The sequence below is a fragment of the Methylobacterium sp. P5_C11 genome (assembly GCF_054049775.1).
Genome location: NZ_JBFULS010000011.1, coordinates 87,500 through 102,778 on the forward strand (window position 1 = coordinate 87,500; position 15,279 = coordinate 102,778).

Here is a 15,279-nt window from a genome sequence, read left to right on the forward strand (position 1 = left end):
CGGCGCGGACGCGGACATCCTTGATCGGCTTGCGGCGTGCGCCTTGAAGGTCCGCCCGCGCGGGAGGCGCGGGCGGTCTCGTATGAAGGTCTCAGGCGGCCATGGGCGCGTACCGCTTGTGTCCCTTCACGTCGAAGCGGTCGAGCATCATGACCTTGTCCCACGCCTTGACGAAGTCGAGCACGAAGCGCCGCTGGCCGTCGCTGCCCGCGTAGGCGTCGACGATGGAGCGCAATTGCGCGTTCGACCCGAAGACGAGGTCGCTGCGGCTGGCCTCGAACCTCGTCTGACCACTCTCGCGGTCCTTGAGGGTGAAGGTCATCCCGTCCGCGTCGGCCTTCTCCCACACGAGGTCGGTGTCGGTCAGGTTGCGGAAGAAGTCGTTCGTCAGCACGCCGACGCGATCGGTGAAGACGCCCCGGTTCGACCCGTCGTGATTGACGTTGAGGGCGCGCAAACCGCCGGTCAGCACCGTCCATTCCGGAGCCGTCAGCGTCATCAGGTTGGCCTTGTCGAGGAACAGCTCCTCCGGCGAGAGGCTTTGCGCCATGGACCCGAACCCGTCATCGACATAGTTGCGGAAGCCGTCCACGACGGGCTTCAGCCACTCGAACATTTCGATGTCGGTCAGCTCCTGGGTGGTGTCGACCCGGCCGGGCGTGAACGGCACGGTCGTCTCGACCCCCGCGTCCTTGGCGGCGTTCTCGACGGCGACGCAGCCGCCGAGCACGATGAGGTCGGCGAGGGAGACCCGCTTCCCGTCGCTGCGCCCGTCGTTGAACGTAGCCATCACGCCGCGTAGGGCCTCGACCACCGGCGCGGCGCGGCGATTCACGGTCCAGTCCTTCTGCGGGGCGAGGGCGAGGCGACCGCCATTGGCGCCGCCGCGCTTGTCACTGTCGCGGTAGGTCGAGGCCGCCGAGAACGCCGCGAAGGCGAGATCGGAGACCGAGAGGCCCGTCGCCGCGATCGCCTGCTTGAGCGCGGCGATCTCGGCGTCGCCGACCGGGGCATAGGTGGCGTCGGGGAGCGGATCCTGCCACAGGAGCCCGTCCTCGATCGTGGCCTCCGGGCCGAGATAGCGGTGCTTGGGTCCCATGTCGCGGTGCGTGAGCTTGTACCACGCCTTGGAGAAGGCTTGGGTGAACGCGTCGAAGTCGTTGAGGAACTTCTCGCAGACCTTGCGGTAGTCCGGATCGACCTTGAGGGCGATGTCGGACGTCATCATCATCAGCGGGTGCATCTGGCCCGCGACATGGGCGTCCGGCGTCTTCGGCGCGTCGGGATCCTTCGGCTGCCACTGCAGGGCGCCCGCCGGACTCTTGGTCTGCTCCCACTCGAACTTGAAGAGGTTCTCCAGGTAAGCGTTGTCCCACTTCGTCGGATCGGGGGTCCAGCTGCCCTCGATGCCGTTGGTCATCGTGTCCTTGCCGGCGCCCTTCGGGTTGTGCCAGCCGAGTCCCATCGCCTCCATCGGCGCCATCTCGGGCGGCGGCCCGATCTCCTTGGCTGGCACCATGCCGTGGCTCTTGCCGAAGGCATGACCGCCGGCGATCAGCGCGACCGTCTCCTCGTCGTTCATCGCCATCCGGGTGAAGGTGATCCGGATGTCGCGCGCCGAGGCCAGGGGATCGCCGCTGGCGTAGGGACCTTCGGGGTTCACGTAGATGAGCGCCTGGTGCGAGGCGGCGAGCGGGTTCTCCAGGTCGTAGTCGGCGTCGCCATTCTTGCCGCGCCAGCGCTTGTCGCGGTTCACCATGCCGTCGAAACTCGACACCGTTTCCATGTCGACGACCTCGGGACCCCAGTAGGTGGCATTATCCGCCTCCCAGGCGTCCAGCCGGCCGCCGCCGAAGCCGTAGGTCGGCAGGCCCATGATCTCCAGGGCACAATTGCCGGTCAGGACCATGAGGTCGGCCCAGGACAGGGCGTTGCCGTACTTGTGCTTGATCGGCTGCAGGAGACGTCGTGACTTGTCGGTGTTGCCGTTGTCCCACCAGCTCGAGATCGGCGCGAAGCGCTGCATGCCGGTGCCGGCCCCGCCGCGCCCGTCCGCGATCCGGTAGGTCCCGGCCGCGTGCCAGGACATGCGGATCATCTGCGGACCGTAATTGCTGTAATCGGACGGCCACCAAGCCACCGACGAGGTCAGAAACTGCTTGATGTCGCGCTTGAGCGCCTCAAGGTCGATCTTGTTGAACTCGGCAGCGTAGTCGAAGTCCGGCCCGAGGGGATCGGCGGCTAGGCCGTTCTGGTGCAGCAGCTCGACCCGCAGGCGATGGGGGTACCAGTTTTCCAGCGTCGGACGGGTCCCCTGGGCGCCGCCGATGCGGTCGCCGCCGAAGGGACACTTGCCCGCCATGTGGAACGTGGTGGTGTCCGTCTTGTCGATCGTTTCGCTCATTTTAGTGTCCCCTTGGCGTTGAGCCGTTGGCTTTGGTCGCCCGACGCTCGGAGAGCGACGGCGGCGGAACAATGTGGGTGGTCCGAACCTTCAGGGGCTTCCCGCCGCGCTCGAGGCTGCTGACGAAATGAGGCGGTGACCCTCGGGATCAAGTTCGAGGCGCCAAAGTCTCGCCCGGAAGGGCGATCGCTCGTCTCGCAATAAAGACGATGACGTGGTTGTGATCCGAATGATCCGGCAAGACGGTGCGTGTACCGAGCGATATCGGATCGACGTGCGCCCGCATCCGATGATCGACGGCCGATCGAAGCCGATGCTTCGGCGGTCCTTGGAACGTCCTATTCAGGGCACGGGAACCGGCGCTCTCCTGCCCGCGGACGGCGTGCCTCGCGATGATCCCCTCGCGCGGCGATGGCCCGCAGGGCCGAACCTGACGGCGTCGCGAGCCGCACGATGTTCCACCGTCCGCCCCTCGCCGCGCCTTGCTTTGGGAATCCACGGCGGAAACCCCGCGATCCGGAAATGGCTCCCGCCCTGCGACTTTGTGGATCGCCGTCCCGGCGGGGATCGTCGGCGCCGAACGATTCGGGGACGGGAGGCGGCCCGCCGACGGCGGCCCAAAGCGGCACCCGGCGTCGATTCACGTTTCACGGATCGGGAAACCCCGCCCACCCCGAGCGCGCCAAGCCCATTGGCCGATGATGGGGTTGGTCATACAGTCATGCACATGACTGTCACGACCGTGCCGCAACCGGACCTCCGCCTGCCCCTCTATCAGCGCCTGCGCGACGAAATCGCCCTCCAGATCGCCCGCAACGTCTGGCGGTCGGGTGAGCCGATTCCTACCGAGGCGGAGCTGGCGGCGACCCATGGCGTCGCCATCGGCACCGTGCGCAAGGCCATCGACGCCCTGGTCGCCGACGGCTTGGTCGAGCGTCAGCAGGGGCGCGGCACCTTCGTTCGACGCCCCCGCTTCGACCGATCGCTGTTCCGGTTCTTCCGGCACCTGGGACCGGACGGCACCCAGGCGGTGCCCGAGGGGCGGATCCACGCGCGCGAGGCCCGGCCGGCGCCCGAGGCCGTTCGCAACGCCCTCGGCCTGGATGGGCGCGGTGAGGCGATCCGCCTCCTCCGGACGCGCCTTCTCGGCGGACGGCCGATCCTGTCCGAGGCTATCTGGCTTCCGGCCCGGCGGTTCGCACCCCTCCTTGACGTGCCCCTGACGGAGATCGGCGACCTCCTTTACCCCGCCTATGAGCGCCTCTGCGGTGAGATCGTCGCCCGCGCCGAGGAGACGCTGACAATCGGGATTGCCGACCCGGCCGACGCCGCGTGCCTCGGGATCGCGGAAGGCGGACCGGTCATCGTCATCGAACGCCTCGCCTTCGGCTTTGACGCGCGCCCGATCGAGTGGCGCGTGACACGCGGCGCCGCCGCCGATTTCCGGTACCGCATCGATATCCGGTGAGCGGGGCGCGCCTTGACGCCCGGCCGCGCCCATGCTCAATAATTCATATAAATGACTAGCTCTCTTACGGGGGCGGAGGAAAGCCTGTGTTCCGCTGGTACCGTGACATCGGTCCGGTCGAGCGTCGCACCGTCTGGGCCTGTCTGGGCGGATGGTCGCTCGACGCCCTGGACGTACAGATGTTCAGCCTGGCCATGCCCGCCCTGATCGCGACCTTCCGGCTCAGCGCTCCGCAGGCCGGCCTGCTCGGCGCGGTGACCCTGGTCGCGGCGGCGTCCGGCGGATGGCTCGGCGGCCTCGCGGCAGACCGGATCGGCCGCGTCCGCACCCTTCAGATCACAGTGCTGTGGTTCGCGGTCGCGACATTCCTGGCGGCCTTCGCGCAGAGCTTCGCCCAGCTCATGATCCTGAAAGCGCTGCAGGGGATCGGCTTCGGTGCCGAGTGGGCGGCCGGGGCCGCGCTGATCGCGGAGGCGATCCGGCCCGAACATCGCGGCAAGGCCCTGGGTGCGGTCCAGGCCGGCTGGGCGCTCGGCTGGGGCGCGGCCGTCCTCCTCGCCACCGCCGCGTTCTCGCTCCTCGATCAGGAGAGCGCCTGGCGTGCCCTGTTCGCCTGCGGCCTCGCGCCCGCGCTCCTCATCCTCTTCCTCCGCCGCGCGGTCCCGGAGCCGGATCGGTCCCGTGGCCCGACCGGTCGCGGGCGCGCGCCGGCCGGACCGCTCGCGATCTTCTCGCCCGGCCTCCTCCGGGTCACGGTGATCGCAACGCTCGTCGGTCTGGGGGCGCATGGGGGCTTCCACGCCCTGTTCACGTGGCTGCCCACCTACCTGAGGGCCGAGCGCGGCGCCTCGGTCCTGGGGACGGGGCTCTATCTCGCGGTCATCATCGTGGCCTTCGGCCTGGGCTGCCTCGTCGCGGGCGGCCTCGTGGATCGGCTCGGCCGCAGGCGGACCGTGGCGCTGTACGCCGCCGGCTGCATGATCCTCGTCGTCCTCTACCTGCTGGTGCCGGTCGATGGCACCGGGCTGCTCCTGCTCGGCGCGCCCCTCGGCTTCTGCACCGCCGGGATTCCTGCGAGCCTCGCGGCCCTGTTCAGCGAACTCTTCCCCGACGGCCTGCGGGGGACCGGGATGGGCTTCTGCTACAGTGCCGGCCGCCTCGCCTCCGCGCTGATGCCCCTCGGCGTCGGCCTGCTCAGCGAGGTCTGCGGCCTCGGCCCGGCGATCGGCCTGTCGGCCATCGGCGCCTACGGGCTCGTCCTCCTCGCCGTCGCGCTCCTGCCGGATCGGCAGCCCGGCGGCGCGCTGATCGCCCAGACCGCGCGGTGATCCGATGAATCGGCGCATGGTCTGCCGCACCCTGCTCGCGGGCGGAATCACGCTCACATGCACCACCCGTGGCTGGGCGGCCGCAGCGCCCGACGGCACCGCGGCCGTGGATACCCACGCGCATGTCTTCACCCGCGCCCTCGCCCTGGCGGGCGACCGGCGCTACGCCCCCGACTACGACGCGACCATCCCGGCCTACCTCGCGATGCTGGACCGGAACGGCATGGCCCGCGGCGTGCTGATCCAGCCGAGCTTCCTCGGCACCGACAACAGCTATTTGGTCTCGGCCCTGCGCACCGCCCCGGAGCGGCTCCGCGGCATCGCCGTGCTGGCCCCGGAGGCCGAGACCGCGACCCTGCGCGACCTCGCCGGGGCGGGCGTGGTCGGGCTGCGCCTCAACCTGATCGGCCGGCCGGATCCGGATTTCGACAGTCCCGCCTGGCGGACCCATCTGACGCGCGTGGCGGAACTCGGCTGGCAGATCGAGGTCCAGGCCGAGGCGCGGCGCCTCGCGCACCTGCTGCCCCCGCTGATCGCCGCGGGCGTCCAGGTGGTGGTCGATCATTTCGGCCGAATCGACCCGGCCCTCGGCATCGCCGATCCGGGCTTCGGCGACCTTCTCGGCTTCGGCCGCGGCGGCCGCGTCTGGGTCAAGCTCTCGGGGGCCTACCGCATCGGCAGCGGCGCGCCTGGCCGGCAGACGGCCCTTGCGGCGGCCGAGCGCCTGCGCGGCGCCTTCGGTGCGCAGCGCCTGCTCTGGGGCAGCGACTGGCCGCACACCCAGTTCGAGACCCGGGCCAGCCCCGCCGAGGCACGGGGCGACCTCGACGCCTGGGTGCCGGACGCGGCCGAGCGCCGGACCATCCTGTGCGCGACGCCCGCCGCCCTATTCCACTTCGACCGCTAGGCCGGCCGGGGCGAGCCCCCCCGCGCTCCAACAAGGACAGGACCATGGCAACACCGACCCTGCCTCAAGCGGCGGAGGCAGCCGCCTTCGAGAGCCGAACCATGCGGAAGGTCGGCCTGCGCCTGATCCCCTTCCTCGTGCTCTGCTACTTCATCGCCTATGTCGACCGGGTGAATGTCGGCTTCGCGGCGCTGACCATGAACCGCGACCTCGGGCTGTCCACCGCGGCGTTCGGCCTGGGCGGTGGATTGTTCTTCGTGGCCTACGTCCTGTTCGAGGTCCCGAGCAACCTCGCCATGGAACGCGTCGGCGCGCGGATCTGGATCGCGCGGATCATGATCACCTGGGGGCTGGTCGGAATCGGCTCGGCCTTCGTCACCGGACCGGTGAGCTTCGCGGCCGCCCGCTTCCTGCTGGGCGCGGCCGAGGCCGGGTTCTTCCCCGGCGTGATCCTGTACCTGACCTACTGGTTCCCCAAGGCCTACCGGGCGCGGATCGTGGCGATGTTCATGGTCGCGATCCCGCTCTCCAGCTTCTTCGGCTCGCCGCTCTCTGCGGCGTTGCTCACCCTCGACGGGGCCGCGGGCCTGCGGGGCTGGCAATGGCTGCTGATCGCCGAGGCCGTCCCGGCCGTTCTCCTGGGTCTCGCCGCCCTCGCGCTGCTGCCGGGCCGGCCGGCCGAGGCGGCCTTCCTGAGCGCGCCCGAGCGCAGCTGGCTGGTGGATCGGCTGGACGCCGAGCGGCGAGACGCGGAAGCCGGCGCGACCAGCCGCGCCCACGGCCTGGGGGCGGTGTGGGCGGTGCTCGCCAGTCGTCAGGTCTGGATCCTGGCGGTGATCTATGCGGGCAGCTCGGCCACCAGCAACACGCTGTCCCTGTGGATGCCGCAGATCCTCAAGGGGTTCGGGCTCAGCAATCTCGAGACCGGGCTGCTGAACATGATCCCGTTCGGCATCGCATCGGTGTTCATGATCGTCTGGGGGCTGCGGGCGGACCGCAGCGGCGAGCGCATCTGGAGCACGGCCCTGCCGCTGGCGCTGACCTCGGCGAGCTTCGCTCTGACGCTGCTGACGGGTTCGCTCTGGGTCACGCTGATCCTGCTCTCGCTGGTCCTCCTCGGCAACTACGCCATCAAGGGGCCGTTCTTCGCGCTGGCGACCGAGACGCTGCCGCCGGCCCAGACGGCAGCCGGCATCGCCGCGATCAACACGCTGGCGCATCTCGGCACCGGCGCGATCACCTCGCTGATCGGGCTGCTGCGCGAGCAGACCGGAAGCTTCCCGGTCGCGCTGCTCCCCCTCTGCGCCCTCACCGGCATCGGCTGCGCCCTGGTCTTCTGGATCGGTCGGGATCAGCCGCGACCGCAGGCCGTCGGACCCACGCCGCTGACGCGGGGCTGAGGGGCCGGAGGAACGGCCGGTCGCATCCCCGCGCGACCGGCCGGCTCGGCGATCCCGCCCCGCCGTGCCATGGTGGCGCGGGAGGATTCGACATGCACGACGGCGACGACGATCACACGCACACGCACGACCCGGCTCCCGGGCCGGGCGCCTCGGAGCGCTGGAAACATGACGGCGTACGGGTGATCCCGGGCGACCGGCTCGACGCCAACACCGCGCAGACGCCCGGCATGTTCCGGCAGGCGGCGATCAACGCCGCCCGGGTCGGCGCCCAGAAGATCTGGGCCGGCACGGTGGCGATCCAGCCCGACGCGAAGACCGGCGTGCACCACCACGGTGATCTGGAGAGCGTGATCTACGTGGTCTCGGGCCGCGCCCGGATGCGCTGGGGCGAGCGGCTGGAATACGTCGCGGAGGCCGGCCCGGGCGACTTCATCTTCGTGCCGCCCTACGTGCCGCACCAGGAGATCAATGCCTCGACCGACGAGCCCCTGCACTGCGTGCTGGTGCGCTCCGACAACGAGGCCGTGGTGGTCAACCTGCCCGACGTCGCGGCCGCCGAGGCGCCCGAGACGGTCTACTGGGTCGATCCGATCCACAAGCATCCGTAAGCGTCCGGCCGCGGCGGCGAGGGCCTCCGCCGGTGCCGCGTCACCTCAGCCCGGCCCTGCCCCGGGATGCGGTCCCATACGCCGACGGTCGTGTTCGATGGCGAAGACATGGGCGTAGAGGTTGGCGACCCAGCCGCGCCCCTCCACCGTGAGATCCAGGAACCGGATCGCGTACCCGATCACCGGCTCGATCTTCCCCCAGAAGAAGGCCGGGTATCGCTCCGCAAGGTCGGCCGGGCTGTCGTAGCCGAGTTAGGCGTTGAGGCCGATCTCGGCGAATTCGTGGAACAAAGCATTCAATTTGCGCGGGTAGAGCGGGTCACCGAGCTGCCCGATCAGGTCGGCCGCCCGCAGCAGGCCGGCCTCGGTGCCGGTCTCGCGATGGGAATCGTCCTCCGGCACCGGGAAGCGGGTCAGCTCGATCGCCCGGATCACCCGGGCCGCGTCGACGAGATCGTGCCCGCCGAAGCGCTCCTGCACCGCCAGCTTCGAGCGCTCGACGTGGTAGGGCGCCAGCGCCGCGTCCGACGCCCCGCGGGGCAGGCTGACGGTCGTGCCCTGCGCGTCGATGACGAAGGCCCGCGCCCGATCCCCCGCGCAGACGCCGCGCACGTACCCGATGTCATGGTAGAGGGCGGCCAGGATCATGTGCAGCCAGTCCTCCGGCGTGATGCCCTGCTGCAGGAACCGGCCGCGCAGGATGTCCTGGGCGACGAGCGCGACGAGCGCGGTGTGGTCGCCTTCGTGGTAGAGGGCGTCGCTCCCGACGATCCGCTCAATCGTCAGGCGCGCCGCGGCCTCGATCACCTCGGCGTAGCGCGGCTCCCGGCTGCCGAAGGTGCGCTGGTAGGTGAGGGCGAGATGCTCGCCGAGGGCGTCGGCGAGCATCTTGGTCGCGTCGAACATGGTTGGCCCTCGTCGTCAGTTGCGGCGGGCGGCGGCGCACCCGTCCGGATCGATGGCCGTCACGGGGATCGCTCCCCGCGGTGGACGAGTCGTTCTTCGAGATAGGACGCCGCGTCCGCATAGAGTTCGTAGCGCCGCAGCAGGATCGCGCGCTTGTCGGCCCTCGTCGCCGCGTCGAGCTTGCCGCGGGCCTTCTCGGCCCGGGCGCGCAGCTTCCTGGACAGCTTCTCGAAGGCCGAATCGATCCTGGCGCCGACCTTCTCGCCTTCGGCCCGCGTCGGATCCGGGTTGTCCCGCAGGCTCCGCGGCAGTGGCTTCGTCGCTTCTCCGGGCATGGTGCGTCTCCGGTCGCCGTCATGGGGGCGAAACGGTATGACGGAACGCACACCGGCGCGACACCGGATCGTCCGGCCGCCGGCCGGATGTTTCTCAGGCCTGTCACGCAAGGCTGCTCTAGCTCGGCCGCTCGAAGCGCGAGGGGAGCGGCGATGTGGCCCGACGACAGCTCTGCCCTGGACGACGCCCTCGAGGCGATCCGGCGTGACCTCGCCGACAGCTACGAGGAGGAGATGGAACTCGGTCTCGAGGAGGCGCGCCTCGATCGGCTGGCGACCGACGCGGCGGGCGCGCCACCGGACCATCTGGACCGCAAGGCCTATTTCCGCGAGTTGCTGCGCCTGCAGCACGAGCTGGTCCGCCTCCAGGATTGGGTTCAGGACCGGAAGCTGCGCGTCGTTGTCGTGTTCGAGGGCCGCGACTCGGCCGGCAAGGGCGGCGTGATCAAGCGGATCACCCAACGCCTCAACCCCCGCGTCTGCCGCGTGGCTGCGCTGCCCGCTCCGAGCGAGCGCGAGCGGACGCAATGGTACTTCCAGCGCTACGTCGCCCACCTGCCGGCCGGCGGCGAGATCATGCTGTTCGACCGCTCCTGGTACAATCGCGCCGGCGTCGAGCGGGTCATGGGCTTCTGCACCGAAGCGGACGTGGAGGAGTTCTTCCGCTCGGTTCCCGAGTTCGAGCGCATGCTGGTGCGCTCCGGCATCGTGCTGTTGAAATACTGGTTCTCGATCACCGATGTGGAGCAGGAATTCCGCTTCCAGATGCGGATCCGCGATCCGCTCAAGCAGTGGAAGCTGTCGCCGATGGATGTCGAGTCGCGCCGGCGCTGGGAGGATTACAAGCGGGCCAAGGAGGACATGCTGGCGCGCACCCACATCGCCGAGGCACCGTGGTGGGTGGTCGAGGCGGTGGACAAGCGGCGCGCCCGCCTGAACTGCATCAGCCACCTGCTGGCCCAGATCCCGTATGGCAGCATGGTGCACCCGTCGGTCCACCTGCCCGACCGCCTGCGGCACGCGGATTACGTGCGCGGGCCGGTTCCCTCCGAGATGTACGTGCCGGCCTCTTACTGACGGGAGTCGTGAACCTGTCGCCGAGATGCCGCTATAGCGCCGTTATGGCGAAGCGCCCGATGACCCTCGACCTGTTCACGACCCTCCACATCGTCGATGACGACGTCTCGGCCGTCGTCGACGCCTACCTGGCCGATCCGACGCCCGGATCGATCGCCTTCGGCGATGGCTTCCGCATCGATCCCGCGGCAGCGGTGGCCTCGCATCCCTTCGCCCGGACGCTGATCGATCAACCCTGGGCCGATGCCGGCCTGCGCCGGGCCGCGATCCGTGCGGCCATCCTGCTGGCGGAGCCGGAGCCGGCCTGAACGGAACCGGGACGTCTCGGCGCCCCGCAGAGCCTGCGCCGAACCGGCGAAGACCGGCCGGAGCCGTCGAACCCCGCAGGCCCATCTCGGCCCGGCTCGCGTTCGGCCGGCGATCCGTGGTCCGGCGCCCAAGGAAGGCGGCACGGCCCCCGGATCCTACGCCTAAAACGGTAGGCGCGGAGATCTCCGCCGGCACGACGAGGCCGGTCTATGCTCGGGCGGTCGCCGGACGGAGAGGCGGCGCGCCGTTGCGGTGAACGGTTGGTTTACCGAACCCACGCATTTGCGCCGATCACCGCGATCCTGATGCGACCGACCGACGTTCTACGGGCAGATCAACCGGAGACGTGCCGCCATGCTCATCATGAACCCGCTGACCGGACAGACGGTCGAGGTCGGCGTTCCCCGACCGAAGCCGAAGGCCTCCTGAACGGGCGCGTCGTGCGCGCCGACCGCATCCCGGGCGAGTCCGCGGCACCGGCGGCGCGCCCTGCCATGGCCGAATGCCCCATGCTTCCGTCCGACCTCGACAGACCCGCCGAACTGACCCTCTGGCCGGGCTCCGCGCCCGCTCGGGTCGCTGCGACACGGAGTTTCCCGACGCTGCGGGCGGCCCTGGCCGCCGCGGTTGCGGCGATCGACGCCGAGGATGCCAATCCCTGGATCATCACCGAGGGCGGCGACATCCTCGCCCCGGGATGGATCCGGTCGAACTCGGCGGGCACCCGCGTCCAGTAGCGGGGTGTCAGCAGGCCTTCTCGGCCGCGCCCAGGCTGCGCCACCGATATTCGCTGGGTGAGGATCCGTAGCGATCCCTGAAACGGCGGCTGAAGTGGCTCTGCGTGCTGAAACCGCAGCAATAGGCCAACTCGCCGACGGACAGATGGGCGAAGCCGGGATCCGCGAGGCGCTGCGCGGCCGTCTCCAGGCGCCGCCGCCAGATCCAGTCGGCGATGTTGCGGTCCTGTTCGCGGAACAGGTCCTGCAGGTGGCGCAGCGACACGCCGACCGCCGCCGCGAGACGGGCGGAATCGAGTGTCGCGTCGCCCAGGTTGGCCTCGATATGGGCCACCGCGCGCTGGAAGATGAGGATGCCCTGGATGTTCTTCGGAGTCTCCTGCGCGAGCCGTTCCGCGATGCTCGCCACGATGAGGTCGATGCCGATCGCGGCCATGCGATTGGACATGTCCGGCGTCAGGCGCTCGGACATGTGGACCAGTTCCCGGAAGAAGTTCGTGGCCATCGCCGTGCCAGCCTGATTCGCGCCGATCGTCAGGGCCGTGTAGCGCCGCGTCGACCCGAGGGCGCGTTCCAGGCATTCGCGCGGCAACTCGACGAACAGCGTCTGCGTGTCGACTTCGGCCGCCATCGCGCCCGGCCGCCGATCCAGGATGACGATGTCGCCGGGATGTTGGATCGCGGTGCGATCATCCTGGGCGCTGTGCACGCAGCCTTTCAGCGTGATCGCCACATTCAACGTCTCGTACTTACCGTGCCGACGGATCGTATCTGGGGTTGCAACGGTCTTCACCGCACCTTGCGTCACCCGGGTCATCAGCAGCGGGCCGACCTCGGCGGCCTCCATGATGCCGGAGAACGCGTGCGGGGCGTTTGCCGTCAGTTCCACAGGCACGATCCGCTCAAAGATCGTTTCGCGCCAGAGCCGGAAACTGTCTTTCGGCTTGTAATCCGCCGTCGAGAACAAAGTCCTCATCGCAACTTCTTGTATTGAGGCTTGTCTGTGCGCGTTTGGAGAAACGGTAGCACGCTCTCAGGCAAGCGCAACGGGACGCCGCGACCTATGAAGGGTTTCGTCCCGCCCAGGAGCTCCACACGTGTCCGCACCGACCCCCGTCAGCCCCCTTTCTGATGTCACGCTGACCACCGGGCTCGTCGTCGCCTACGTGTCGACCAATCGGGTTGCCGCCAGCGAGCTGCCAATGCTGATCGCGCGGTGTCACGAGGCGATCACGGCCCTCGCCTCCGGCCGAGGCGTCGCGCCGGAGGCTCAGACGGAACTGCAGGCGCAGCCTGACATGCCGAGCGCGGCGCAGATCCGCAAGTCGGTTCGGCCCGACGCGATCATGAGCTTCATCGATGGGCGGCACTACAAGACGCTCAAGCGGCACCTGACCGCCCACGGGCTGCATCCGCAGAGCTATCGCGCGCGCTACGGCCTGCCGGCCGACTACCCGATGGTCGCGCAGGACTATGCGGAGCGTCGTTCCGCGCTGGCGCGCTCGATCGGCCTCGGCGTGTCGAGCGGGCGGGCCGCCTGAGCGGATTCCGTCGGGCCCGACAGGCCGCGACTCCGACGGGGACCGTCCACACTGATCCGATGTTCGGGGGCGGGCGCTGTGCTCCAAACCGGATCGCTGCCAGGATTGCAGATCCTGCGCCGCAGGCGGCCGCGTGTCGGCCGGGCGGCAGCAGATCCCGGCTCGCCTGCTCGATGCGCGCCAGCCAGCCCTCGGCCGCCTCGGCCCGCTCGTGGGCGGCGCGCGCGCTCTTCCGCATCCCGAACGCGCGAATCCGCCAGCATCTGGATCGCGCGCAACCGGGTCTCCGCCTGGCTCTGAACGTCCTCTAAGCGCGTCCGCAGCGTCCGGATCTCCTGCCGCGCCGACTGCAGATCGGCAGACAGTTTCTCGCAGGCGTCGGATTGCCGGCTCAGACGCTGATCCCGCTCCTCGGCCGCGACGGTCGCCGCCGACAGCGTGTCCAGAACCCGGCTCCAGTCCGCCGCGGACGCCGCAGAAGACCCAGACGGTGCCTCCGGATGCGCCGCCGGGCTCGGCGCAGCCATCGGCCGGTTGCCGTCGGTGGGGCTCGGGACCGCCTGCTCGCGCGCGATGCGCGCGTCGAGGTCCGCCCAGAACGCCGCGTTCATCGCCGCCGCGATCCCGTCGGCCCGGCGCCGGTCACGACGCCGCCCGTGCGGCCCGGGTCCGGGCGTCCTGGGTCTGGCCGGCATGGCCGCCGGGCTGCATCACGAACTCGGCATCGATCGTCTCGGCGATGCGCTGGAGCATCTGTTCCGCGGCCGCGGCCCGCTCCTCGGCGGCCGCAGCCCGATCCTCGGCCGCCTGAATCAGCTTGATGGACTGCGCATGGACCTCGTGGGTTTCCCGCTCGGCGGCCTGCACCTGCGCCCGGGCCGTATCCATGTCGGCCCGAACCTGCCGCAGAAGATCCTGAACGTGCGCTTCCTGCTCCTGCGCGCGGTCCTCGACGTCGCGGAGGTGCCGCGCCGCGCCCTGGACCCGCTCCAGGAGATCGGGCCAGCGCTCGACCGGGGACGGGCTTCCGCTCCGGCCCTGCGCGGGCGCGCGCTCCTCCGAGGCCAGCAGGACGAGGTTGCCGGCACGGATCCGGGTCGTCGGCTCGCGCGCGACGGCCTCGATCTGGTCCGGCGCCTCGACCTTGGGATGGTTCGTCGGTTCCATGTCGCGTCCTGCCGAGCGGGTGCTGCGCGAGCCTTCGGTGAGGCATCAGGGGATCAGGCCACACCGACGCAAAATGGTTAACGACTCCTTAACATTCGCGCTAGGGTTGCGTCCGTTCCCGCGATGCACCTGCTTGAACGCGTGCGTTCACGGGTAGCGCACGGGCTGCGGGTCGTCCGGCAGGGGAATGAATTCGGCGTCGTTCGGCACGGTGTCGAACCGACCCTGGCGCCAATCCTCTTTGGCCTGCGCGATCCGTTCGGGCCGCGACGAGACGAAATTCCACCAGAGGTGGCGTGGGCCGTCCATCGGCTCGCCACCCAGCACCATGAAGCGCGCCGCATCCAGGGCGCGCACGCTGATGCGGTCGCCCGGTCGGAACACCAGCAGCTGGCCCGGGCCGAATCCGTCGCCGGCGATCTCGATCCCGCCCGCGACCGTGTAGATGGCGCGCTCGTCGTAGGTCGGGTCGAGGGGCAGCACGGCGCCGGCCTCGAGCGCCACGTCGGCGTAGACCATCGGGCTCGATGTCCGCACCGGCGAGCGCGCCCCGAAGGCCTCGCCGGCGATCAGCCGGACGGTCTTGCCCTCGCCGGTCAGGACCGGCAGCGCGGCGGCGTCGTAATGCTCGAAGGCCGGCGCGTTCTCCTCGTCGCGATCCGTCAAGGCGACCCAGCTCTGGATGCCGAACAGCCTGGACCCGGTCTGCCGCAGGGTCGGGGCGGTGCGCTCCGAATGGGTGATGCCGCGACCCGCCGTCATCCAGTTCAGCTCGCCCGGCCGGATCGGCAGTTCGGTGCCGAGGCTGTCGCGGTGCATGATCTCGCCGTCGAACAAGTAGGTGACGGTGGACAGGCCGATATGCGGATGGGGCCGCACGTCCATGCCCTGTCCGAGCAGGAACTCGGAAGGCCCCATCTGGTCGAAGAAGATGAACGGCCCGACCATCCGGCACTCGGTGGAGGGGAGTGCCCGCCGGACCGCGAAGGAGCCGAGATCGCGCGAGCGGGGCACGATCAGGGTCCGGATCGCGTCGCAGCTGAAATGGTCGCCCGGGATCGGGTCCTCGGCACTGTGCCAGCTCATGGC

Annotated in this window: 14 protein-coding genes and 1 pseudogene; 9 read left to right on the forward strand and 6 right to left on the reverse strand. The window is 69.9% G+C overall.

Annotation, left to right across the window (positions count from 1 at the left end; genetic code table 11):
• Positions 1-91: 91 nt before the first annotated feature.
• Positions 92-2,404, reverse strand: coding sequence for a catalase/peroxidase HPI (gene katG / locus ACXJKQ_RS08785; RefSeq protein WP_457105376.1), 2,313 nt, complete (start codon positions 2,402-2,404; stop codon positions 92-94).
• A gap of 727 nt (positions 2,405-3,131) precedes the next feature.
• Between katG and ACXJKQ_RS08790 the strand changes: the two genes are divergently transcribed.
• The 5 genes from ACXJKQ_RS08790 to ACXJKQ_RS08810 all read left to right on the forward strand — a co-directional run bounded on the left by ACXJKQ_RS08790 (position 3,132) and on the right by ACXJKQ_RS08810 (position 8,118).
• The gene (locus tag ACXJKQ_RS08790; protein WP_457105377.1) at positions 3,132-3,872 is read left to right on the forward strand and encodes a GntR family transcriptional regulator; all 741 of its coding nucleotides are present in this window, start codon (positions 3,132-3,134) and stop codon (positions 3,870-3,872) included.
• Positions 3,873-3,958: 86 nt separating this feature from the next.
• A complete protein-coding gene (locus ACXJKQ_RS08795; RefSeq protein ID WP_457105378.1) occupies positions 3,959-5,200 on the forward strand; it encodes an MFS transporter in 1,242 nt (413 codons plus the stop codon).
• A 4-nt stretch (positions 5,201-5,204) separates the two neighbouring features.
• A complete protein-coding gene (locus tag ACXJKQ_RS08800; protein ID WP_457105379.1) occupies positions 5,205-6,107 on the forward strand; it encodes an amidohydrolase family protein in 903 nt (300 codons plus the stop codon).
• 44 nt (positions 6,108-6,151) lie between these two features.
• Positions 6,152-7,507, forward strand: a complete 1,356-nt coding sequence (locus ACXJKQ_RS08805; RefSeq protein ID WP_457105380.1) for an MFS transporter — start codon at positions 6,152-6,154, stop codon at positions 7,505-7,507.
• 92 nt (positions 7,508-7,599) lie between these two features.
• Positions 7,600-8,118: a cupin domain-containing protein gene (locus tag ACXJKQ_RS08810; protein ID WP_457105381.1), complete on the forward strand. Its 519-nt coding sequence runs from the start codon at positions 7,600-7,602 to the stop codon at positions 8,116-8,118.
• Between the two features lie 45 nt (positions 8,119-8,163).
• Here ACXJKQ_RS08810 and ACXJKQ_RS08815 read toward each other — a convergent pair.
• Together ACXJKQ_RS08815 and ACXJKQ_RS08820 are read right to left on the reverse strand one after the other, a co-directional pair.
• Positions 8,164-9,024, reverse strand: a pseudogene (locus ACXJKQ_RS08815) (metal-dependent phosphohydrolase).
• A 59-nt stretch (positions 9,025-9,083) separates the two neighbouring features.
• Entirely contained in the window at positions 9,084-9,359 is a 276-nt protein-coding gene (locus ACXJKQ_RS08820) for a hypothetical protein (protein WP_457105382.1), read from the reverse strand.
• Between the two features lie 153 nt (positions 9,360-9,512).
• Between ACXJKQ_RS08820 and ppk2 the strand changes: the two genes are divergently transcribed.
• The 3 genes from ppk2 to ACXJKQ_RS08835 all read left to right on the forward strand — a co-directional run bounded on the left by ppk2 (position 9,513) and on the right by ACXJKQ_RS08835 (position 11,482).
• On the forward strand, positions 9,513-10,436 hold the full coding sequence (ppk2, locus tag ACXJKQ_RS08825; protein WP_457105383.1) for a polyphosphate kinase 2: 924 nt from the start codon (positions 9,513-9,515) through the stop codon (positions 10,434-10,436).
• A 59-nt stretch (positions 10,437-10,495) separates the two neighbouring features.
• The gene (locus tag ACXJKQ_RS08830; RefSeq protein WP_457105384.1) at positions 10,496-10,744 is read left to right on the forward strand and encodes a hypothetical protein; all 249 of its coding nucleotides are present in this window, start codon (positions 10,496-10,498) and stop codon (positions 10,742-10,744) included.
• Between the two features lie 510 nt (positions 10,745-11,254).
• Positions 11,255-11,482, forward strand: a complete 228-nt coding sequence (locus ACXJKQ_RS08835) for a hypothetical protein (RefSeq protein WP_457105385.1) — start codon at positions 11,255-11,257, stop codon at positions 11,480-11,482.
• Positions 11,483-11,489: 7 nt separating this feature from the next.
• On the opposite strand, the gene ACXJKQ_RS08840 is transcribed toward ACXJKQ_RS08835, so the two are convergent.
• Complete coding sequence (locus ACXJKQ_RS08840; RefSeq protein ID WP_457105386.1) at positions 11,490-12,458, reverse strand: helix-turn-helix domain-containing protein; 969 nt, start codon at positions 12,456-12,458, stop codon at positions 11,490-11,492.
• A gap of 121 nt (positions 12,459-12,579) precedes the next feature.
• Here ACXJKQ_RS08840 and ACXJKQ_RS08845 point away from each other — a divergent pair, with 121 nt between their 5' ends.
• Complete coding sequence (locus ACXJKQ_RS08845) at positions 12,580-13,023, forward strand: MucR family transcriptional regulator (RefSeq protein ID WP_457105387.1); 444 nt, start codon at positions 12,580-12,582, stop codon at positions 13,021-13,023.
• Between the two features lie 642 nt (positions 13,024-13,665).
• Here ACXJKQ_RS08845 and ACXJKQ_RS08850 read toward each other — a convergent pair.
• Together ACXJKQ_RS08850 and ACXJKQ_RS08855 are read right to left on the reverse strand one after the other, a co-directional pair.
• Complete coding sequence (locus ACXJKQ_RS08850; protein ID WP_457105388.1) at positions 13,666-14,190, reverse strand: hypothetical protein; 525 nt, start codon at positions 14,188-14,190, stop codon at positions 13,666-13,668.
• A gap of 147 nt (positions 14,191-14,337) precedes the next feature.
• A complete protein-coding gene (locus ACXJKQ_RS08855; protein WP_457105389.1) occupies positions 14,338-15,276 on the reverse strand; it encodes a pirin family protein in 939 nt (312 codons plus the stop codon).
• Positions 15,277-15,279: the final 3 nt, after the last annotated feature.